The organism is Pseudomonas sp. GW823-FHT04A03 (assembly GCF_058796615.1).
This window is the reverse complement of record NZ_JBXAIV010000011.1, coordinates 198,966-218,505: the sequence shown is the minus strand read 5'-3', so window position 1 is coordinate 218,505 and position 19,540 is coordinate 198,966. Positions and strand designations below refer to the sequence as shown.

17 protein-coding genes, 2 tRNA genes and 1 pseudogene are annotated in these 19,540 nt (G+C 60.8%); 8 read left to right on the top strand and 12 right to left on the bottom strand.

Annotated features, from left to right (window positions below; translation table 11 throughout):
- Positions 1 to 2: 2 nt before the first annotated feature.
- A tRNA-Asp gene (locus tag AC1Q9F_RS23940) sits at positions 3 to 76 on the bottom strand.
- A gap of 19 nt (positions 77 to 95) precedes the next feature.
- Positions 96 to 171: transfer RNA gene (locus AC1Q9F_RS23935), tRNA-Val, on the bottom strand.
- Positions 172 to 330: 159 nt separating this feature from the next.
- On the opposite strand from AC1Q9F_RS23935, the gene rdgC reads away from it, so the two are divergent.
- The 3 genes from rdgC (at position 331) to sugE (ending at position 2,724) form a co-directional block, all read left to right on the top strand.
- Positions 331 to 1,251 (top strand): recombination-associated protein RdgC, encoded by a 921-nt coding sequence (gene rdgC, locus AC1Q9F_RS23930; RefSeq protein ID WP_007950430.1) that lies wholly within the window; start codon positions 331 to 333, stop codon positions 1,249 to 1,251.
- Positions 1,252 to 1,325: 74 nt separating this feature from the next.
- A complete protein-coding gene (locus AC1Q9F_RS23925) occupies positions 1,326 to 2,291 on the top strand; it encodes a bile acid:sodium symporter family protein (RefSeq protein WP_492620974.1) in 966 nt (321 codons plus the stop codon).
- A gap of 118 nt (positions 2,292 to 2,409) precedes the next feature.
- On the top strand, positions 2,410 to 2,724 hold the full coding sequence (gene sugE / locus AC1Q9F_RS23920) for a quaternary ammonium compound efflux SMR transporter SugE (protein WP_039769847.1): 315 nt from the start codon (positions 2,410 to 2,412) through the stop codon (positions 2,722 to 2,724).
- 42 nt (positions 2,725 to 2,766) lie between these two features.
- Here the strand turns inward: sugE and AC1Q9F_RS23915 are convergent, their stop codons facing one another.
- The 4 genes and pseudogenes from AC1Q9F_RS23915 to AC1Q9F_RS23900 all read right to left on the bottom strand — a co-directional run bounded on the left by AC1Q9F_RS23915 (position 2,767) and on the right by AC1Q9F_RS23900 (position 7,561).
- Positions 2,767 to 4,641 carry an MFS transporter gene (locus AC1Q9F_RS23915; RefSeq protein ID WP_492620975.1) on the bottom strand — a complete coding sequence of 625 codons (1,875 nt, stop codon included), beginning with the start codon at positions 4,639 to 4,641 and terminating at the stop codon, positions 2,767 to 2,769.
- Between the two features lie 110 nt (positions 4,642 to 4,751).
- Positions 4,752 to 5,903 carry a TDT family transporter gene (locus AC1Q9F_RS23910; protein ID WP_207985473.1) on the bottom strand — a complete coding sequence of 384 codons (1,152 nt, stop codon included), beginning with the start codon at positions 5,901 to 5,903 and terminating at the stop codon, positions 4,752 to 4,754.
- Positions 5,904 to 6,008: 105 nt separating this feature from the next.
- A pseudogene (locus AC1Q9F_RS23905) lies at positions 6,009 to 6,321 on the bottom strand (cupin domain-containing protein).
- 52 nt (positions 6,322 to 6,373) lie between these two features.
- Positions 6,374 to 7,561 (bottom strand): MFS transporter, encoded by a 1,188-nt coding sequence (locus AC1Q9F_RS23900; RefSeq protein WP_492620976.1) that lies wholly within the window; start codon positions 7,559 to 7,561, stop codon positions 6,374 to 6,376.
- Between the two features lie 91 nt (positions 7,562 to 7,652).
- Here AC1Q9F_RS23900 and AC1Q9F_RS23895 point away from each other — a divergent pair, with 91 nt between their 5' ends.
- Positions 7,653 to 8,195 carry a TetR/AcrR family transcriptional regulator gene (locus tag AC1Q9F_RS23895; protein WP_492620977.1) on the top strand — a complete coding sequence of 181 codons (543 nt, stop codon included), beginning with the start codon at positions 7,653 to 7,655 and terminating at the stop codon, positions 8,193 to 8,195.
- Positions 8,196 to 8,329: 134 nt separating this feature from the next.
- On the top strand, positions 8,330 to 11,800 hold the full coding sequence (locus AC1Q9F_RS23890) for a hybrid sensor histidine kinase/response regulator (RefSeq protein ID WP_492620978.1): 3,471 nt from the start codon (positions 8,330 to 8,332) through the stop codon (positions 11,798 to 11,800).
- A 9-nt stretch (positions 11,801 to 11,809) separates the two neighbouring features.
- On the opposite strand, the gene AC1Q9F_RS23885 is transcribed toward AC1Q9F_RS23890, so the two are convergent.
- Positions 11,810 to 13,174 carry a DNA recombination protein RmuC gene (locus AC1Q9F_RS23885; RefSeq protein WP_207986183.1) on the bottom strand — a complete coding sequence of 455 codons (1,365 nt, stop codon included), beginning with the start codon at positions 13,172 to 13,174 and terminating at the stop codon, positions 11,810 to 11,812.
- 175 nt (positions 13,175 to 13,349) lie between these two features.
- A complete protein-coding gene (locus AC1Q9F_RS23880) occupies positions 13,350 to 13,673 on the bottom strand; it encodes an SEL1-like repeat protein (protein WP_207985470.1) in 324 nt (107 codons plus the stop codon).
- A gap of 953 nt (positions 13,674 to 14,626) precedes the next feature.
- Between AC1Q9F_RS23880 and AC1Q9F_RS23875 the strand changes: the two genes are divergently transcribed.
- From AC1Q9F_RS23875 to AC1Q9F_RS23865, 3 genes are all read left to right on the top strand, one after another.
- Positions 14,627 to 14,851, top strand: a complete 225-nt coding sequence (locus AC1Q9F_RS23875; protein ID WP_007950419.1) for a hypothetical protein — start codon at positions 14,627 to 14,629, stop codon at positions 14,849 to 14,851.
- A gap of 276 nt (positions 14,852 to 15,127) precedes the next feature.
- Positions 15,128 to 15,610, top strand: coding sequence for a hypothetical protein (locus AC1Q9F_RS23870; protein WP_492620979.1), 483 nt, complete (start codon positions 15,128 to 15,130; stop codon positions 15,608 to 15,610).
- 146 nt (positions 15,611 to 15,756) lie between these two features.
- Positions 15,757 to 17,028 (top strand): OmpP1/FadL family transporter, encoded by a 1,272-nt coding sequence (locus tag AC1Q9F_RS23865; RefSeq protein ID WP_492620980.1) that lies wholly within the window; start codon positions 15,757 to 15,759, stop codon positions 17,026 to 17,028.
- Positions 17,029 to 17,126: 98 nt separating this feature from the next.
- On the opposite strand, the gene AC1Q9F_RS23860 is transcribed toward AC1Q9F_RS23865, so the two are convergent.
- From AC1Q9F_RS23860 to AC1Q9F_RS23845, 4 genes are read right to left on the bottom strand one after another with little or no spacing between them, the layout of a single operon-like run.
- Positions 17,127 to 17,687: a glutathione peroxidase gene (locus AC1Q9F_RS23860; RefSeq protein WP_039769833.1), complete on the bottom strand. Its 561-nt coding sequence runs from the start codon at positions 17,685 to 17,687 to the stop codon at positions 17,127 to 17,129.
- Positions 17,688 to 17,742: 55 nt separating this feature from the next.
- Entirely contained in the window at positions 17,743 to 17,865 is a 123-nt protein-coding gene (locus AC1Q9F_RS23855; protein WP_279382190.1) for a hypothetical protein, read from the bottom strand.
- A complete protein-coding gene (locus AC1Q9F_RS23850) occupies positions 17,862 to 19,070 on the bottom strand; it encodes an MFS transporter (RefSeq protein ID WP_492620981.1) in 1,209 nt (402 codons plus the stop codon). The genes AC1Q9F_RS23855 and AC1Q9F_RS23850 overlap by 4 nt, the downstream gene beginning before the upstream one ends.
- Before the next feature lie 54 nt (positions 19,071 to 19,124).
- Entirely contained in the window at positions 19,125 to 19,529 is a 405-nt protein-coding gene (locus AC1Q9F_RS23845; RefSeq protein WP_007950413.1) for a MarR family winged helix-turn-helix transcriptional regulator, read from the bottom strand.
- Between the last annotated feature and the right edge of the window lie 11 nt (positions 19,530 to 19,540).

The window sequence follows — 19,540 nt, the reverse complement described above, 5'->3', positions numbered from 1 at the left end:
GGCGCAGCGGACGGGACTCGAACCCGCGACCCCCGGCGTGACAGGCCGGTATTCTAACCGACTGAACTACCGCTGCGCTAAACACTTGAAACGAATGGTGGGTGATGACGGGATCGAACCGCCGACATTCTGCTTGTAAGGCAGACGCTCTCCCAGCTGAGCTAATCACCCTTCGCTTCGGTGTGGCGCGCATTCTACGGAGCGACCCAACCTCTGGCAAGCACTTTTTTAATTAATTTTCTTAGCCCTTCCAAAGGCTTAGAGAAGGGTTGGCCTATGACCCGGCGAAGACAATAATGCCCCCCTTTGTATAAAGGAGAGACTCACCCCATGTGGTTCAAAAACCTGCTTATCTATCGCCTGACCCAAGACCTGCCTGTCGATGCCGAGGCGCTGGAAACTGCACTGGCCACCAAACTGGCGCGTCCATGTGCAAGCCAGGAGTTGACCACCTACGGTTTCGTCGCGCCGTTCGGCAAGGGCGAAGATGCTCCACTGGTGCACGTCAGCGGTGACTTTCTGCTGATCTCCGCCCGTAAAGAAGAACGCATCCTGCCGGGCAGCGTCGTGCGTGACGCGGTCAAGGAAAAGGTCGAAGAGATCGAAGCCGAGCAGATGCGCAAGGTCTATAAGAAGGAACGCGACCAGATCAAGGATGAAATCATCCAGGCCTTCCTGCCGCGCGCCTTTATCCGCCGCTCGTCGACCTTCGCCGCCATCGCACCGAAACAGGGCCTGATCCTGGTCAACTCGGCCAGCCCGAAACGCGCCGAAGATCTGCTCTCCACCCTGCGTGAAGTGATCGGCACCCTGCCAGTTCGTCCGCTGACCGTGAAAACCGCGCCGACTGCCGTGATGACCGAATGGGTCACCACCCAGCAAGCCGCCCCGGACTTCTTCGTGCTGGACGAGTGCGAGCTGCGCGACACCCACGAAGACGGCGGCATCGTGCGCTGCAAGCGTCAGGACCTGACCAGCGAAGAAATCCAGTTGCACCTGAGCACCGGCAAAGTGGTGACTCAACTGTCGCTGGCCTGGCAGGACAAACTGTCGTTCATGCTCGACGACAAGATGACCGTCAAGCGCCTGAAATTCGAAGATCTGTTGCAGGATCAGGCGGAACAGGACGGCGGCGACGAAGCCCTCGGCCAACTGGACGCCAGCTTCACCCTGATGATGCTGACGTTCGGCGACTTCCTGCCGGCGCTGGTTGAAGCACTGGGCGGCGAAGAGACTCCGCAGGGCATCTAAGCCTCTGCGCAGTCTTTGGGTTATCTTCAAACGCCACCGCTTCGGTGGCGTTTTCACATAATAAGGAACAGGCCATGCGCGCACTGGCTGCACTGAGTCGTTTTGTCGGCAACACCTTCGCTTACTGGGTTCTGATTTTCGCGGTGATCGCGTTCCTGCAACCGGCCTGGTTCCTCGGCCTCAAAGGCGCGATCGTGCCGTTGCTCGGGCTGGTGATGTTCGGCATGGGCCTGACCCTCAAACTCGACGATTTCGCCGCCGTCGCCCGCCATCCGTGGCGTGTGGCCCTGGGCGTGGTTGCGCATTTCGTGATCATGCCGGGGATGGCATGGTTGCTCTGCCAGATCTTTCATCTGCCGCCGGAAATCGCCGTCGGCGTGATTCTGGTCGGTTGCTGCCCGAGCGGCACCTCCTCGAACGTCATGACCTGGCTGGCCCGTGGCGACCTGGCGCTGTCGGTGGCCATCGCCGCCGTCACCACCCTCCTCGCCCCGCTGCTGACCCCGGCGCTGATCTGGCTGCTGGCCTCGGCCTGGTTGCCGGTTTCGTTCATGGAGTTGTTCTGGTCGATCCTGCAAGTGGTGCTGCTGCCGATCGTCCTCGGCGTGGTCGCGCAACGTGTGCTTGGGGACAAGGTGCGCCACGCGGTGGAAGTGTTGCCGCTGGTTTCAGTCGTCAGCATCGTGATCATCGTTGCCGCCGTGGTTGCCGCCAGTCAGGCGAAAATCGCCGAATCCGGCCTGCTGATCATGGCCGTGGTGATGCTGCACAACAGCTTCGGTTATCTGCTGGGTTACTTCACCGGGCGCCTGTTCGGCCTGCCGCTGCCGCAGCGCAAGTCCCTGGCTCTGGAAGTCGGCATGCAGAACTCGGGGTTGGGGGCTGCGCTGGCCAGTGCGCATTTCTCGCCGCTGGCGGCGGTGCCGAGCGCGTTGTTCAGTGTTTGGCACAACATTTCCGGGGCGCTGCTTTCGACCTACTTCCGGCGGATGAGCGAAAAAGAAGACCGAGAGACATTGGCGCAACAGACGGCCGACTGATCCCGGATCAATGCGCGGCGCACATTTTTAGGTAGTATGTGCGCCACGCGGGGACGACCCTGCGGCTCAATCGAGTTTTCAATCTGGGGACGGCCCCGTCAATCGATGGAGGTCTTTCATGTCCTGGATCATTCTGTTTTTCGCCGGCCTGTTCGAAGTCGGCTGGGCCGTCGGCCTTAAATACACCGATGGTTTCACCCGTCCGCTTCCGACCGTTCTTACCGTTGCCGCCATGGCAGTCAGCCTTGGCCTGCTGGGTCTGGCAATGAAGGAATTGCCACTGGGCACGGCCTATGCGATCTGGACTGGCGTCGGTGCCGTGGGCACGGTGATTGCCGGGATCATCCTGTTTGGCGAATCGATGGCATTGATTCGCCTGGCCAGTGTGGCGTTGATCGTCACCGGACTGATCGGGCTCAAGGTCAGCGCCTGAGCCGTTGCCGCCATCCGTCAGGGATGGCGGCTTTCCAACCAACTACCTGACTGTACCGCGCAACTCCCCGACCAACGCCTGCAACTCCGCTGGCTGTGCCGCTTCAACGGCAACCGGCGATCCCGCCACCAGCGTCACCCGCGACCACAACCGGTGAAAGAAACCTTTATCGGGATCGCGACTGAAGAAACTCCCCCACAACCCCTGCAACGCCAGCGGAATCACCGGCACCGGCGTCTCTTCGAGAATCCGCGTCAGCCCGCCCTTGAACTCGTTGATCTCGCCATCGGCGGTCAACTTGCCTTCCGGGAAGATGCACACCAGCTCACCGTCCTTCAGATACTGGGCAATCCGGGTGAAGGCCTTTTCGTAAATCTGGATGTCTTCCTGGCGTCCGGCGATAGGAATCGTCCCCGCCGTGCGGAAGATAAAGTTCAGCACCGGCAGGTTGTAGATCTTGTAGTACATGACAAAGCGAATCGGCCGACGCACCGCGCCGCCAATCAGCAACGCATCGACGAACGACACGTGGTTGCACACCAGCAACGCCGCGCCCTCATCGGGAATCGCCTCAAGGTTGCGATGCTCGACGCGGTACATGGAATGGCTCAGCAGCCAGATCATGAAACGCATGCTGAACTCGGGGACGATCTTGAAGATGTAGGCGTTGACGCCGATGTTCAGCAGCGACACCACCAGGAACAGCTGAGGAATCGACAACTTGACCACGCTCAGCAACACGATGGTGACAATCGCCGAAACCACCATGAACAACGCGTTGAGAATGTTGTTGGCGGCAATCACCCGCGCCCGTTCGTTCTCGGCGGTGCGCGACTGGATCAGCGCGTACAGCGGCACGATGTAGAAACCGCCGAAGATCCCGAGGCCCAGCACATCAAACAACACCGCCCAGGCATGGCCAAAACCGAGCACTTCGGTCCAGCTGTGTCCGACGGCACTTTCTGGAATTCCACCGGAATGCCACCACAGCAACAGCCCGAAAACCGTCAGGCCGAACGAGCCAAACGGAACCAGGCCGATCTCGACTTTGCGTCCGGAAAGTTTCTCGCACAGCATAGAACCCAGTGCGATGCCGACCGAAAACACGGTAAGAATCAGGGTGACCACGGTTTCGTCGCCGTGCATCCATTCCTTGGCGTAAGCCGGGATCTGGGTCAGATAAATCGCCCCGACAAACCAGAACCACGAATTGCCGACAATCGAACGCGACACCGCTGGCGTCTGCCCCAGGCCGAGTTTCAAGGTCGCCCACGACTGACTGAAGATGTTCCAGTTCAGGCGCATTTCCGGGGTCGCCGCTGCGGCGCGAGGAATGCTGCGACTGGCCAGATAACCCAGCACGGCGATGCCGACAATCGCAGCGGACACCACCGGCGCGTAAATGGCCGACGACATCATCACGCCGGCGCCGATGGTCCCGGCCAGGATCGCCAGGAACGTGCCCATCTCCACCAGCCCGTTGCCACCGACCAGTTCGTCTTCGCGCAATGCCTGTGGCAGGATCGAATACTTCACTGGCCCGAACAGCGCCGAGTGCGTGCCCATGGCGAACAGCGCCACCAGCATCAGCGATAGGTGATCGAACAGGAAGCCGACGGATCCCACGGCCATGATGGCGATTTCTGCCAGTTTGATCAGACGGATCAACGCATCCTTGGCGAATTTTTCCCCGAACTGCCCGGCCAGCGCCGAAAACAGGAAGAACGGCAGGATAAACAGCAGCGCACACAGGTTGACCCAGATCGAGCGGTCACCTTCGATGGTCAGCCGATAGAGAATGGCGAGGATCAGCGACTGCTTGAACACGTTGTCGTTGAACGCGCCCAGCGACTGGGTGATGAAAAACGGCAGGAAGCGCCGGGTGCGCAGCAGGTTGAACTGTGAGGGGTGACTCATCTTCCGTGTGACCCTGTTGTTTTTGGAAAGAGAAGGTAGCGAGTGGCCTGGCTACGCTTATAAGAATCTCGAACCGCGATCCAGGCCACACATTACCTAATCTTTGCAGGTTATTTCTTCAAACCTGCAATGCACGGTGAAACAAACAGCTCGCCGCGCCACGCACCTTGCAGCGTGCGTTTACCGACGATCAGCCACATCACCGCCAGTAACGTCACCAGTACGCAGCCGACCACACTGAAGAATGTCAGGTGCAACGTGCTGCCCAGTTTCAGGGTGGCCAGCGAATAAACGCCCAGCGGGAAGGTGAAGCCCCACCAGCCGAGGTTGAACGGAATGCCGTCACGCAGGTAACGCAAAGTGATCAGCAGCGCCATCAACATCCACCACAAACCGAAGCCCCACAGTGTGATCCCAGCGACCAGCCCCAGGCCCGAAGCGATTTCCCCGATGCCCGGTAGACCATTGGCCGCAAAGATCGCTGGCGCGTCACCGCCCAGCAGCAACATGCCCAGAGCGCCGGTGCCGATCGGGCCCAAGGCGAGCCAACTCGAGGCCGCCATGTTTTCATGGGGCAGTTTGTGCAAGGCCATGCGCAGCAACAGGATGGTCAGAATGCTGAACGCCACTGGCAGGGAAAAGGCCCAGAGCACGTAGCTCGTCACCAGCACCACCAGTTGCGAGTGGGCATCGGCCAGATGCGGCGCCAGCAGTCCACCGCTGGCCGCCGCCACTTCTGCCGCCACCACCGGCAGCAGCCAGACGGCAGTCATCTGATCGATGCTGTGTTCCTGACGGGTGAACATCATGTAGGGGATCAGCACACCGCAGGCCAGCGACATCGCCACGTCCAGCCACCACAGCACTTCGGCCAGATGAATGACACCGCCGCCCCAGCGCGGCAGACCGAACAGCAGAAAGCCGTTGATGATGGTCGCCAGGCCCATGGGAATGGTGCCGAAGAACATCGAAACCGTGGAATGCCCGAAGATCCGCCGCGCTTCGTCGAAGAACAGAATCCAGCGCGCGGCGTAGGCAGCGGTAAACAGCACGAACAACAGAATGTTGAACAGCCACAGCCCTTCGGCCACGGCGTGCAGGCCGGGAATGGAAACGGGTAATTGCGCCAGCGCCAAGGCCAGCACGCCGGTGCCCATGGTCGCGGCGAACCAGTTCGGGGTGAATTGGCGGATCACTTCACGCGGGTGCTGAAGCTGGCTGAATGGCTTGATGCCGGGTTTGGCGCTGTTGGGGCAAATCATCATGAACTCCTGTCCTCAGGTGAGGTTGAGCCCATGGTAGAACCGAATCGAATATCTATATAACGGGTAATATCTCTAACTGTTATCTGTTTTGTAGATATGCAGTCAGACACTTCCTTCGGTTTCGATCACCAGAATCCGCGCCGCGCCCTGAGGATGAGCGACGTGCTCAGTACCAATGGTACGCGTAGAAGATATCGCCAACGTCGAGCAAGGCCTGCTTCTCCTCACCTGCTTCGCGATAGTGCATGAGCACCTGACCGTCGAGCACCACAAACACTTCTTCACCGTCATTGACGTGCCATTTGTAGGGCTGATCCGTCCAGTGCAGACGCGTGGTGATGCCGTTCATGTTGGCGATGTCGAGCGCGCCCCAGGCGCGCTCGGCGGTGAAGGTCTTGCTGCGGATAATCTTCATGCGTCGATCCGTGAGAAGAAGGGGCTGGCCAAGGCTAACCGAAACCGCAGGCTTATGGCGCGCTGCAGGTCTTCGCCGTTTGCGTCCGAAAACTCATCAGCAGCGCACCAACCGCCAGCACAATCAGCACCGCGCCATACACATCGGTGGTGGCCAGCAGACCCACGCTGTGGGTGAAATGCCCGGCCAGCAACGCCGGCAGGCAGAACGCCAGATAACTCAGCACATAGAACGCCGACATCAACCCGGCGCGCTCATGAGGCAATGCCAGCGGCACCAGGCTGCGCACCGCACCGAGAAAACCGGAGCCAAAGCCACAACCAGCCACAAGCGTACCGAAGAAAAACAGCGACAGACTGGCACTGTGCACGCCCAACAGAATCAGCACGATGCCGGCCGGCAGCAGGCTCGCCCCGAGTTGCAGCGCCCGGGAGGCAGGACGATTGCGCAACGTGAAGATCATCAGCGCACCGGTCACGGTCAGCGCCGCCACGGTGGCGCCGCCGATCAGGTTGGAGGTGGAGCCAGTAGCCGTGCGCACCAGCGACGGTGCCAGCGAGGCGTAGAAACCGCCGAGCGCCCAGGTCGCAGTGTTCAACGGCAACACTCGCCAAAGCGTCGAACGCGCCTGAACCGGCACGTGCAGGGTTGGCCGCAAAGAGGCCCACGCCCCGGCCTGCGGCGAAACGCTTTCCGGCAGGCGCCAGACATAAATGCCCTGCAACACAAACAGCGCGAGCAGTAACCAATAGGTCAACTGCAATGGCGCCGGAGCGAACTCGGCCAGCAAGCCGCAACCCATGCCGCCCAACGCCATACCCAGCAAAGGCGCAACGCTGTTGATCAACGGCCCCTGCTGACGGTCGGTATCCAGCAGTGTCGCGCTCAACACGGCGGTGGCCATGCCGGTGGAGAAACCTTGCAGCACTCGCGCGCCGATCAGCCAGCCCACGCTGTCGGCGTAGATAAACAGCAGCATCGCCAGCGCATTGAGCGTCACGGCGGCGAAGATCACCGGTTTGCGTCCCAGGTGATCCGACAGCGACCCGACCGTCAGCAACGCGGCCAACAGACTCAGCGCGTAGACGCCGAAAATCAGGGTCAGTACCGCTGCCGAAAAATGCAGCTGATCCTGATACAGGTGATACAACGGCGTCGGCGCAGTGGAAGCGGCGAGAAAACTCAGTAAGGTGATCGCCAGAAACCACAGGCTGGAACGGTGGGAAGCAAGGCTGGTCATGGGCACACTCCGCAAAAGCTAATTTTTTGCTTTTGCGGAGTGTGCTCTCGGCCGCCGCTTAAAGCAAATTCTTTGTGTTAAGGTCTGCCGCATGGCTATTAAAGAAGGTTTACGCCCCGGCGGTCGCAGTGCCCGGGTGCAAGAGTCGATTCACTCGGCAGTCCGCGCGCTTCTGCAAGAACAGGAGCGCTCAACGGTGACCGTCCCGCAAATCGCGGCGCGCGCCGGGGTGACGCCGTCGACGATTTATCGGCGCTGGGGAGATCTGGCGGCCTTGCTGGCCGACGTCGCCCTCGCCCGCATGCGCCCCGACAGCGAGCCGGCTGAAACCGGCAGCCTGCGCAGCGATATCCGCGCGTGGGCGGAACAATATCTCGACGAAATGAGTTCAGAACCCGGGCGCAACATGATGCGCGACGTGCAGGCGAGCGCGACGCCGGGCTATTGCTTTACGATCATCGGCGCGCAATTGCAGACCATCATCGAGCGCCACCCCGAGGAAACGGCGCCGAGCGTGGATAGGCTGATCAATCTGGTGGTGTCCCCGGTGGTGTTCCGCATTCTGTTTTCGGCAGCGCCGCTGGAAGTCGAAGAACTGCACCGGCTTATCGACATCGCGCTCAAACCGGACTGACCACAGAACTGCCCGGTTCTGCTCCTGCGACACCCCGCCGCGCCACGACCTTGGTCGACACTGACTAACCGCCGCGCCCGTGCGAGACTGTCTGACCGGGCGCGAGTCCGGTCGTTTTCTGTCGGGAGTGTTCCATGTCGTTGTCCACCGGGCTGATCGCCGCCGTCGCCCTGGCCTATATGGCCATCATGTTCGCCATCGCCTTCTACGGCGACCGTCGCAGCACACCGCTGCCGCCGCGGGTGCGCGCCTGGGTGTACAGCCTGTCGCTTGCGGTCTACTGCACAAGCTGGACGTTTTTCGGCGCGGTCGGCCAGGCCGCCGAACAACTGTGGTCATTTCTGCCGATTTATCTGGGGCCGATCCTGCTGCTGCTCGGTGCGCCGTGGGTGCTGCAGAAAATGGTGATGATCAGCAAACAGGAGAACATCACCTCCATCGCCGACTTCATCGCCGCCCGTTACGGTAAATCCCAGTCGCTGGCGGTGGTCGTCGCGCTGATCTGTCTGGTGGGCGTCCTCCCTTATATAGCCTTGCAGCTCAAAGGCATCGTCCTCGGCGTAAACCTGCTGATCGGTGCCGGCGCCGACGCCATGGGCACCCGCGCCCAGGATACGGCGCTGATCGTGTCGCTGGTGCTGGCGCTGTTCACCATCGTTTTCGGTACGCGCAACCTCGATGCCACCGAGCACCACCGGGGCATGGTGCTGGCGATTGCTTTCGAGTCGCTGGTCAAACTGTTCGCCTTCCTCGCCGTCGGCGCCTTCGTCACTTATGGCCTGTATGACGGCTTCGACGACCTGTTCAATCAGGCAATGCTCGCCCCGCGCCTTGAGGAATACTGGAAAGAAACCATCAACTGGCCGTCGATGGTGGTGCAGACCGGCGTGGCGATGATGGCGATCATCTGCCTGCCCCGACAGTTCCACGTGACGGTGGTCGAGAACATCGACCCGCAGGATCTGCGTCTGGCCAAATGGGTTTTCCCCGCCTACCTCGCACTGGCCGCGTTGTTTGTAGTCCCTATCGCCCTGGCCGGTCAGATGATGCTGCCCAGCTCGGTCATCCCCGACTCCTTCGTTATCAGCCTGCCGTTGGCCCAGGCTCACCCGGCGCTGGCGATGCTGGCGTTTATCGGCGGCGCATCGGCGGCCACCGGCATGGTGATCGTGGCGAGTGTGGCGCTGTCGACCATGGTCTCCAACGACATGCTGTTGCCGTGGCTGCTGCGCCGCAACAATGCCGAGCGCCCGTTTGAAGTGTTCCGCCAGTGGATGCTCTCGGTACGTCGGGTCAGCATCGTGGTGATTCTGTTGCTGGCCTACGTCAGCTACCGCTTGCTCGGATCGACCGCAAGCCTGGCGACCATCGGCCAGATTGCCTTCGCCGCCGTGACCCAACTGGCCCCGGCGATGCTCGGCGCGCTGTACTGGAAACAGGCCAACCGCCGCGGCGTGTTTGCTGGCCTCGCCGCCGGCACGTTCCTGTGGTTTTACACCCTTATCTTGCCGATCGCTGCGCGCAGCCTCGGCTGGTCGCTGGACAGTTTCCCCGGCCTCGCCTGGCTGCACAGCAACCCGCTGAACCTGCCGATTACCCCGCTGACCCAAGGCGTGGTGCTGTCGCTGGCGGGCAACTTCACGTTGTTCGCCTGGGTCTCGGTGCTGTCGCGTACACGGGTGTCAGAGCACTGGCAGGCCGGACGCTTTATCGGTCAGGAAATCAACGCACGGCCGAGCGCACGTTCGATGCTGGCGGTGCAGATCGACGACCTGCTGCAACTGGCCGCGCGCTTTGTCGGTGAAGAGCGCGCGCGGCAGAGTTTCATTCGCTTCGCCTATCGCCAGGGCAAAGGCTTCAACCCGAACCAGAACGCTGACGGCGAATGGATCGCCCACACCGAGCGATTGCTGGCCGGTGTCCTCGGCGCCTCTTCGACGCGAGCTGTAGTAAAAGCCGCCATCGAAGGTCGGGAAATGCAGCTGGAGGACGTCGTCCGGATCGCCGACGAAGCCTCGGAAGTGCTGCAGTTCAACCGCGCGCTGCTGCAAGGCGCCATCGAAAACATTACCCAGGGCATCAGCGTGGTCGACCAGTCACTGAAACTGGTGGCCTGGAACCGTCGCTATCTGGAGCTGTTCAACTATCCGGACGGTTTGATCAGCGTTGGCCGGCCGATTGCCGACATCATTCGCCACAACGCCGAACGTGGTTTGTGCGGCCCCGGCGAAGCGGAAGTCCACGTCGCCCGGCGCCTGCACTGGATGCGTCAGGGCCGCGCCCACACTTCCGAGCGGCTGTTCCCCAACGGCCGGGTGATCGAGCTGATCGGCAACCCGATGCCGGGCGGCGGCTTCGTCATGAGTTTCACGGACATCACCGCGTTCCGCGAAGCCGAGCAGGCCCTGACTGAAGCCAACGAAGGGCTGGAGCAACGGGTCAGCGAGCGGACTCAGGAACTGTCGCAACTCAACGTCGCGCTGACCGAAGCTAAGGGCAACGCCGAGGCGGCCAACCAGTCCAAGACCCGTTTCCTCGCAGCGGTCAGCCACGATTTGATGCAGCCGTTGAACGCGGCGCGGCTGTTCTCCGCCGCCCTCTCCCATCAGGACGACGGCTTGAGCGGCGAAGCGCAGAAACTGGTGCAACACCTCGACAGCTCGCTGCGTTCGGCCGAAGACCTGATCAGCGACCTGCTGGACATTTCCCGCCTGGAAAACGGCAAGATCAACCCGGATCGCAAGCCGTTCGCGGTCAATGAGCTGTTCGATATTCTCGGCGCGGAGTTCAAGGCGCTGGCTCAGGAACAGGGCTTGAGTTTCCGGGTACGGGGCAGCCAGCTGCGCATCGACAGCGACATCAAGTTGCTGCGGCGCATTCTGCAGAATTTCCTCACCAACGCGTTCCGCTACGCAAAAGGCCCGGTACTGCTGGGCGTGCGTCGACGAAAAGGCGAAATCTGTCTGGAAGTGTGGGATCGCGGGCCGGGGATTCCGGAGGACAAACAGCAAGTGATTTTCGAGGAATTCAAACGCCTCGACAGTCACCAGACCCGCGCCGAAAAAGGTCTGGGCCTGGGTCTGGCGATCGCCGACGGTCTGTGCCGCGTGCTCGGCCATACCTTGCGCGTGCGTTCATGGCCGGGGCGCGGCAGCGTGTTCAGTGTCCGCGTGCCGTTGGCCAAAGCGCAGACCGTGCAGGCGCCGGCAGCGGTGGAAATCAATGGCAAATTGCACAGCGGTGCGCAGGTGTTGTGCATCGACAACGAAGACAGCATTCTGATCGGCATGAACAGCCTGCTCACACGCTGGGGCTGCCAGGTCTGGACCGCGCGCAACCGCGAAGAATGTGCGGCGCTGCTCGACGACGGCGTGCGCCCACAATTGGCATTGGTCGACTATCACCTCGATCACGGCGAAACCGGCACCGATCTGATGGCCTGGTTGCGCACAAGACTGGGCGAGCCGGTGCCGGGCGTAGTGATCAGCGCCGACGGGCATCCGGAAACGGTGGCGCAGGTGCACGCGGCGGGACTGGATTATCTGGCCAAACCGGTGAAACCGGCGGCGTTGCGGGCGTTGTTGAGTCGCTATTTGCCGCTATAGCAGAGCGGCTTATTCAGGCAGTTCGACCAGGCCGTCGGCGTCGGTCATTGCGCGTTCCAGCAGATCCGCCGGCAGGCTTTTGCTGGCTCGCGCGCCGAGCAACTTGAGCTGCTCGCTGCGACTGACCAGGTTGCCGCGCCCTTCTGTCAGCTTGTTGCGCGCCGCGCTGTAGGCCTTGTCCAGTTGCTGCAAGCGATTGCCGACTTCGTCCAGATCCTGAATGAACAACACGAACTTGTCGTACAGCCAACCGGCGCGCTCGGCGATTTCCCGGGCGTTCTGGCTCTGGCGCTCCTGCTTCCACAGGCTGTCGATGACTCGCAAAGTGGCCAACAGCGTGGTCGGGCTGACGATCACGATGTTGCGGTCGAAGGCTTCCTGAAACAGCGTCGGCTCGGCCTGCAACGCGGCTGAAAACGCCGCTTCGATGGGCACGAACAGCAAGACGAAATCGAGGCTGTGCAAACCTTCCAGACGTTTGTAATCCTTGCCGGCCAAGCCTTTGACGTGGCTGCGCAGGGACAGCACGTGCTGCTTCATGGCGATCTGGCCGATGGCCTCGTCGTCCGCCGCGACATATTGCTGATACGCGGTGAGGCTGACCTTGGAGTCGACCACCACCTGCTTGTCGCCCGGCAGATAAATGATCACGTCCGGCTGGAAACGCTCGCCGTCCGGGCCCTTGAGATTGACCTGGGTCTGGTACTCGCGGCCCTTCTCCAGCCCGGCGTGCTCAAGCACACGCTCGAGAATCAGCTCACCCCAGTTGCCCTGGGTTTTCTGGCCCTTCAGGGCGCGGGTCAGGTTGGTCGCTTCGTCGCTGAGGCGCAGGTTCAGTTGCTGCAAGCGCTCCAGCTCCTTGGCCAGCGAGAAGCGCTCGCGGGCTTCGGCCTGATAGCTTTCCTCGACACGTTTTTCGAACGACTGGATGCGTTCCTTCAACGGGTCGAGCAATTGGCCGAGGCGCTGCTGGCTGGTTTCGGCGAAGCGTTGTTCGCGCTCATCGAAGATCTTGCCGGCCAGTTCGGCGAACTGGGCGCGCAGCTCGTCGCGGGAACCCTGCAGGTCATCCAGCCGTTGTTGATGGCTTTCCTGTTGCTCGCGCAATTCGGCATTCAGCGAAGCCGCCTGGGCGTCCAGGCGCCGTAATTCGGCTTCCTTGTTGGCGCGTTCGATGTTCCAGGCGTGGGCAGCGTCACGGGCGTCGTCGCGCTCGATCTGCAGCAGCTCGACTTCCCGGCGTACGGCCGCAAGATCCGCTTGTTTGGAGGCATTGGCCTGGCCGAGGTCGGCGATTTCATCGCGGCTGGCTTCAAGTTGTGCAGTGAGGCCGTCCTGGGCCATCTGTGCCATGGCCAGCCGCTCTTCGAGCAACGCGACTTCAGACTGGTTCTGACTGGCCCGGCGTTGCAGTTGCCAGGCCAGTGCCAGCAGTGGCACCGCCGCGCCTGCCAGCCCCAGCAGGATGCTGGTCAAGTCCATCGCCATAGTGATTCCCGCCGATCCGATAAAGCCTGAAGGTTAACCAAGGCGCCAGGTCTTGGACAGCTCAGTCTTCGATCAGTCCGAGTTCCTGTTGCGCGCGTCGGTCACCGGCGCGGGCGGCCTGGCGCAGCAAGTCCTGGCCGATCCGGCGATCCCGGGCATTGCCACACTCGCGGCACATCAACTGACCGAGACGACTTTGCGCCGCGACCACTCCTTCCCGGGCTGGTTGCTTGAGCAGGCGGCCGGCGAGGTGCTTGGCATTCTGGCTGTCGCCCAGACGCGGGCTGTCCAGCAGCCACTCGGCCACGCGCACGGAAAATCGCTTGGGAGCGGTAACACGAGGGGGTTGGGAGGTAACAGATTCTGTAGCTGAACGAAACTTCATAAAGCACTGTGGGACAGATCGGAAGGCGCGCCACTCTACTCTTTTTTTCGCACAGGTAAAGTCGAAAAAAACCCGGCACGCCCGTGCTAGAGCAAGCGCTCGGGACAATCCACAGAAGCTGTGGATAACTCAGTGGACAACCGTCCTCCAGTCGCCGCAAAGCCTTGTGGAATGGGGCTCGCAGTCAAACTGACGATTTTTTCACCAGTTAAAAAAAGCGATGTTTTTCATTGACTTAAACTTTCGATGCAGGCAGTCATCGGGGTCAGGATCGTTGTGACAGCGCCGTTACAGTCTGCGCAACTAATGTGCACAAGTACCTGTTACACGGTTATATCGATGCGCCTTTTCGAGTCGTTTTGGCATTCGGGCTGGGGATAAGCGCCTGCGCCGAGCTTCAGCGCCGGTCATGTCGTGGCGACCGACGGTCACGATGTGAGCCAGATCGGGGCAGGCCGGGGGCCTGGGCAATATCCTCGTATTTTTTTGACCAGCGGGGTTTGCCTTCTGCTGATCGTTCCGTTAGTATCCGCGGCGTTAGTACCAAGCTGAAAGTCAATTCCGGTCGAACACACCCCACGGTCAGCCTTCTCTCACAGAAGCCTCCACCGACAAAAGCGGGACCGACCCCTCGATGGTTTCCAGGTAAATCTTGCGACAACACAGCCTTTGAATCGAATGCAAAGGGTGTTGCGAAGACCACTTACTCTGACCGAACCAACCTGCAAATTGATCAGGATCTTCACCCCGGGCCCAGAACCTCTGCCCTCGATGTGTTGCCTGTCCTCCTAAGTACCTACCTGCCAGCCCAAGCGCGCCAACTTTTATAGCGCTCGAACTGGCTGCCTTGTTCCAGTCGGGTTCTTCGTTCGACCAATGGTGGTTGGCGTTACTGGAACGTTTTAACGTTGCACGGTTCTTATCCGTGTCATTTGTAGGAACACCTAATAACTATGTCGACTCAAATCCAGACTCAGGATGCCATTCGCACCCTAACCAACGCTTTTGCTCCAATGAACTGCCTGATCATGGCCGCTCGCAAAGGCTGCTTCAGCTTCACCGTGGTCAATGAACACGGGATCGCCCGCCACAGCGAGCGTCTGTACCCCGATCAATACTCCAGCGCCGAACCGCTGCAGGCCGTGATTGATCGCACCCGTCAGGCATTGATCGCCTGAGAGGCCGAAATGGCTGCAAAAGCAAAAGCCCCGCTGAAAATGCGGGGCTTTTTATTGCCCGATGTTTCACTTTTGCCAATTTCTGCCTAATCACTAACCGATATAACGGTTATAACGCCTCGCCGGAAATATTTTAAAAACAGGCCTTTACGTCGCGAATATGACACTACACTTCAACTCAAGCGGCGTGATCCGCTTCCGGCGAGCCTGAGTCGATCCACAGCTGCCAAGCTCCCCTTCAGGTCTCGCCGCCCGACAACAAGATCCGAGGGTTTTATGGGTATCGCTGCCAGCGAACTGTGCCGCTACGTGATCCGTCCTACGCTGATCTACCTCGGACGCCACTGCGCAACTGCCGAATCCCTGTTGCTGGGCATTGCCGCCAGCCAGTCCGCCCTCGGTTCCGCCCTGCATGACCGCCGTGGCCACGGCCTGTACCGGATTGCCGAACATCGTCACCAGGCCCTTTGGGATCATTACCTGGCGCTGGATCCGGAACGCGCCAGCCTGGTGCGGGGCCTCGCCAGCCAGCATGCCTTCCTCAGCGGCCCGCACCTCGAACTGACCGTCAACCTGCGTTACGCCACCGCCATCGCATGGCTGCTGGTCGAAGAACAAAACCCCGTCCTCCCCGAGCCGGGCGATCTGCTGGGCATGGCGCGCATCTGGCGTCAGACCTTCCAGCCTCAAGGTCGTCTGCGCGATTTCACCTGCGCCTGGCAAACCTGTGTTTCACCGCTGAATCAGGTCGCTTGCTGACCCGCCGGTTTCGCAACATCGCCCAACGGGTGGCGAATCTGGTCGGATTGTCCTACAAAACCGCTCTAACTCAAGGCATACGGACTATAGCGCTGGGACGAAAATGTTGGTAATTTTCGCCCCGGTGATCACCAGGAGTTCTAATAATGAAAAAAGTCATGCTCAAAACCACCCTTAGCCTTGCCGTAACCGTGGCATCCACCCAGATCTTCGCAGCTGGCTTTGCCATCAACGAACACAGCATCAGCGGGATGGGGACTGGGTACGCCGGGCGATCTTCTTCTGCCGACGACGCAAGCACTGTTTATGGCAACCCTGCCGGCATGTCGCGCATCACGCGCGAACAAGTCACTGGTGGTGTTGCATTCCTCGACGCAAAAACCGATATCAGCGATGGCAGCTCCAGCCCTAACGGCGGCAGCAACAAAGGCGATATGGTGCCCTTCACCTCCGTACCTATGGGCTACTACGTCAAGCCGATCGACGAGCATTGGGCATTCGGCCTGGGTGTGTACGTACCCTTCGGCCTGATCACCGACTATGAAAACGGTTTTGCCGGCCGTTACTTCGGCAGCAAGTCCGAAGTCCAGGTCATCACCTTCCAGCCGACTGTCAGCTACAAATTCAACGACGTCGTGTCGATCGGTTTCGGTCCAACCATCAACCGTATCGACGGTGCGCTGGAATCCAACCTGTCGATCACTCAGGCTGCGCCGGACGGCAAGGTCAAGATCAAGGGTGACGACACCGCGCTGGGCTACAACATCGGCGTGCTGGTACAGGCTACCGACACCACTCGCCTGGGTCTGACCTACCACTCGAAAGTCGACTACAAGCTCGAAGGCAACACCAAGGTCAACTACAACGTGCTGGGCGCAATCGGCCTGGGTGCGAACCAGAAATACGATGCTTCGCTGAAGATCACCACACCTGAATCCGTGGACCTCTCGGTCACTCAGGCGATCAACGATCGCTGGAACGTCTACGCCGGTACTACCTGGACCCGCTGGAGCCAGCTGGAAAAGATCACCGTCAAGAACTCCGGCGTACAGCCTCTGCTGGCTGGCCAGTTCGGCGAGATCACCGAAGAACAGAACTGGCATGACACCTGGGCTTACGCCATCGGTACGTCCTACCAGCTGAACAAGGAATGGGTACTGCGTACCGGTCTGACCTTCGACCAGTCGCCAACCAACAACGTCGACCGTTCGCCACGCATCCCGACCGGCGACCGGACCATCTTCAGCATCGGTGCCGGCTGGAGCCCGACCGAAGACCTGACCATCGACGTCGCCTACTCGTACCTGAAGGAAGAGAAGGTCAACATCCGCAACGAAAACGATCGCGGCCAGACCTACAACTCCCAGTATGAAAACTCGGCAAACGGCTTCGGTGTCGGCGCAACCTACCGCTTCTGATGCTGTACGGCGAGGCTGAGCTCTTTACCATTTGAGGCCTCGCCCACTAAAAAGCCCCGCTCTCTTCAACAGAGGCGGGGCTTTTTGATGGGCGTCGATCAGGGTTTCAGCGGCTGGGAAGCAATGGCTTTCTCGATGGCTGCGAGAAATTCCGGATCATCCGGCTTGGTCAGGCTGGAGAAGTTGGCGATCACCTTGCCCTGGCGGTCGATGACGTATTTGTAGAAATTCCATTTCGGTGCACTGCTCTGTTTGGCCAGCACCTGGAACAAGTGAGTCGCATCGTCACCCCGCACCTTCTGCGGCTCGGTCATGGTGAACGTCACGCCGTAGTTGGCGTAGCAGACCTTGGCGGTCTCGGCGCTGTCCTTGGACTCCTGTTTGAAGTCATTGGAAGGCACGCCGAGCATTTCCAGGCCCTGGGCCTTGTAGCGCTGATTGAGCGCTTCGAGCCCCTCGAACTGCGGCGCGAAACCACAGAAGCTGGCCGTGTTGATCACCACCAGCGGTTTGTCGGCGTAGCGCTGACACAGGTCGATGGATTCCTTGGCCCGCAGCTTGGGCAACGAACCTTGCAACAGATCCGGACAGTCCGCGGCCTGGGCCAGTCCGGTCAACGCCATCAGCAACGCGGGAACAGCACACCAGCGCTTGAGCATGTCGGGCATCCTTGAGCAATCGTCAGACCTCGACGTTACTCGCCCTCCCGCCGGTCTAGCAAGCACCCATGCCCAACTGCATCAGCGCCAGCCCGCCCTGATGCCAGCCCCACCACACCAGCGCCAGCAACGCGGCGCCGAGTGCGGTGACGACGATCTGCGGCCAGAAATGGTTCATGCAGCGCTCGCACGCGGTTGCAGGCGCTCGACCGGGCGCTCGCGCACCGGCCAGTTCAGCGCGGCCGCCAACAGACTCAAGAGAACCGCCACTTGCCAGATCAAGTCATAACTCCCGGTTCGGTCATACACCACCCCGCCCAGCCAACCGCCAAGGAACGAACCCAACTGATGGAACAGGAACACGATACCACCGAGCATGGACAGGTTTCGCACGCCAAACAAGGTCGCCACCGTACCGTTGGTCAACGGCACCGTCGACAGCCACAGGAAGCCCATGGCCATGCCGAACAGATAGGCCGAGGTCGTCGTCACCGGCAGCCACAGAAACAGCACGATCACCACGGCGCGCAGCAGATACAGCCCGGTCAGCAGACGCGGCTTGGACATCCGCCCGCCGAGCCAACCGGCGGTGTAAGTGCCGAAGATGTTGAACAGACCGATCAATGCCAGCACCGTGGTGCCGACGCTGGCCGGCAGGTGCTGATCGACCAGATACGCCGGTAAGTGCACGCCAATGAACACCACCTGAAATCCGCAGACGAAAAAGCCGAACGCCAGCAGCCAGAACCCGGAATGCGAGCAGGCCTCGCGCAGCGCTTCGGACAGGGTTTGTTCATGACCGAGCACCGGCAGCGGTTTGTCCTTGAGCATGCTCACCAGCGGCACGATCAGCGCCACCAGCAAACCCAGAACCAGCAACGCCGCCGACCAGCCGAGCCAGCCGATCAGCCCGAGGGTGCCCGGCAGCATGGCGAACTGGCCGAATGAACCGGCAGCACTGGCGATGCCCATGCCCATGCTGCGTTTTTCCGGTGGTACAGCGCGGCCGACCACACCGAGGATCACCGAGAACGAGGTGCCGGACAGACCGATGCCGATCAGCAAGCCGGCGCTCAGGGACAGGCCCAACGCCGTTTCCGACAGCCCCATGAACACCAGGCCCAAGGCGTAGAGCACGCCGCCGATCAGCACCACTTTTGCCGCGCCGAAGCGGTCAGCCAGTGCGCCGGTAAACGGTTGCGCCAGACCCCAGATCAGGTTCTGCAACGCGATGGCGAAAGCGAACACCTCACGGCCCCAGCCAAACTGGGTGCTCATCGGCGAAAGAAACAAACCGAAACCGTGCCGCACGCCCAACGACAACGCCAGAATCAGCGCACTCCCCAGCAACACCCAACCGCACGTACGCCACATCGAACTCATTGTTATTCTCCAGTCGCGGGTATATACCCGCTTAGATTCGGAAAAAACCGGCCCTCAGGCCAGTTCATCCAACAGCCGCAGCAAGGTTTCACGCTTCTCGGCACCCAGTCGGTCGATCAACCGCTGTTGCGCCGCTTCCCAGGCCGGCAAGGCCGCTGCCAGGCGTTGCGCACCGGTTTCGGTGAGCCGGACGATGCGGTTGCGCATGTCCTCGCCCTCGGCCAACGCCACCAGGCCCTCGCCTTCCAGCACCCGTAGATTGCGCCCGAGGGTGCTGCGGTCCAGGCCCATCGCTTCGGCCAGTTCGGAAATGCTCGGCTGATCCAGCCGCTGCAGGTTGCACAGCAAAGAATACTGGGCAACGTTGATCCCGAAGCCGTCGAGAGCGCCGTCGTAATGCCTGCTGACGCCACGAGCGGCGCGTCGCAGGTTGGTGCACAAACACTGAGAAGGAAGCATGATGCGTGTAT

Bases quoted from the DNA above. Each gene is read 5' to 3' on its own strand.
- rdgC (WP_007950430.1), top strand. From the start codon at position 331: ATGTGGTTCAAAAACCTGCTTATCTATCGCCTGACCCAAGACCTGCCT.
- AC1Q9F_RS23925 (WP_492620974.1), top strand. From the start codon at position 1,326: ATGCGCGCACTGGCTGCACTGAGTCGTTTTGTCGGCAACACCTTCGCT.
- sugE (WP_039769847.1), top strand. From the start codon at position 2,410: ATGTCCTGGATCATTCTGTTTTTCGCCGGCCTGTTCGAAGTCGGCTGG.
- AC1Q9F_RS23915 (WP_492620975.1), bottom strand. From the start codon at position 4,641: ATGAGTCACCCCTCACAGTTCAACCTGCTGCGCACCCGGCGCTTCCTG.
- AC1Q9F_RS23910 (WP_207985473.1), bottom strand. From the start codon at position 5,903: ATGATTTGCCCCAACAGCGCCAAACCCGGCATCAAGCCATTCAGCCAG.
- AC1Q9F_RS23900 (WP_492620976.1), bottom strand. From the start codon at position 7,561: ATGACCAGCCTTGCTTCCCACCGTTCCAGCCTGTGGTTTCTGGCGATC.
- AC1Q9F_RS23895 (WP_492620977.1), top strand. From the start codon at position 7,653: ATGGCTATTAAAGAAGGTTTACGCCCCGGCGGTCGCAGTGCCCGGGTG.
- AC1Q9F_RS23890 (WP_492620978.1), top strand. From the start codon at position 8,330: ATGTCGTTGTCCACCGGGCTGATCGCCGCCGTCGCCCTGGCCTATATG.
- AC1Q9F_RS23880 (WP_207985470.1), bottom strand. From the start codon at position 13,673: ATGAAGTTTCGTTCAGCTACAGAATCTGTTACCTCCCAACCCCCTCGT.
- AC1Q9F_RS23875 (WP_007950419.1), top strand. From the start codon at position 14,627: ATGTCGACTCAAATCCAGACTCAGGATGCCATTCGCACCCTAACCAAC.
- AC1Q9F_RS23870 (WP_492620979.1), top strand. From the start codon at position 15,128: ATGGGTATCGCTGCCAGCGAACTGTGCCGCTACGTGATCCGTCCTACG.
- AC1Q9F_RS23865 (WP_492620980.1), top strand. From the start codon at position 15,757: ATGAAAAAAGTCATGCTCAAAACCACCCTTAGCCTTGCCGTAACCGTG.
- AC1Q9F_RS23860 (WP_039769833.1), bottom strand. From the start codon at position 17,687: ATGCTCAAGCGCTGGTGTGCTGTTCCCGCGTTGCTGATGGCGTTGACC.
- AC1Q9F_RS23855 (WP_279382190.1), bottom strand. From the start codon at position 17,865: ATGAACCATTTCTGGCCGCAGATCGTCGTCACCGCACTCGGCGCCGCG.
- AC1Q9F_RS23850 (WP_492620981.1), bottom strand. From the start codon at position 19,070: ATGAGTTCGATGTGGCGTACGTGCGGTTGGGTGTTGCTGGGGAGTGCG.
- AC1Q9F_RS23845 (WP_007950413.1), bottom strand. From the start codon at position 19,529: ATGCTTCCTTCTCAGTGTTTGTGCACCAACCTGCGACGCGCCGCTCGT.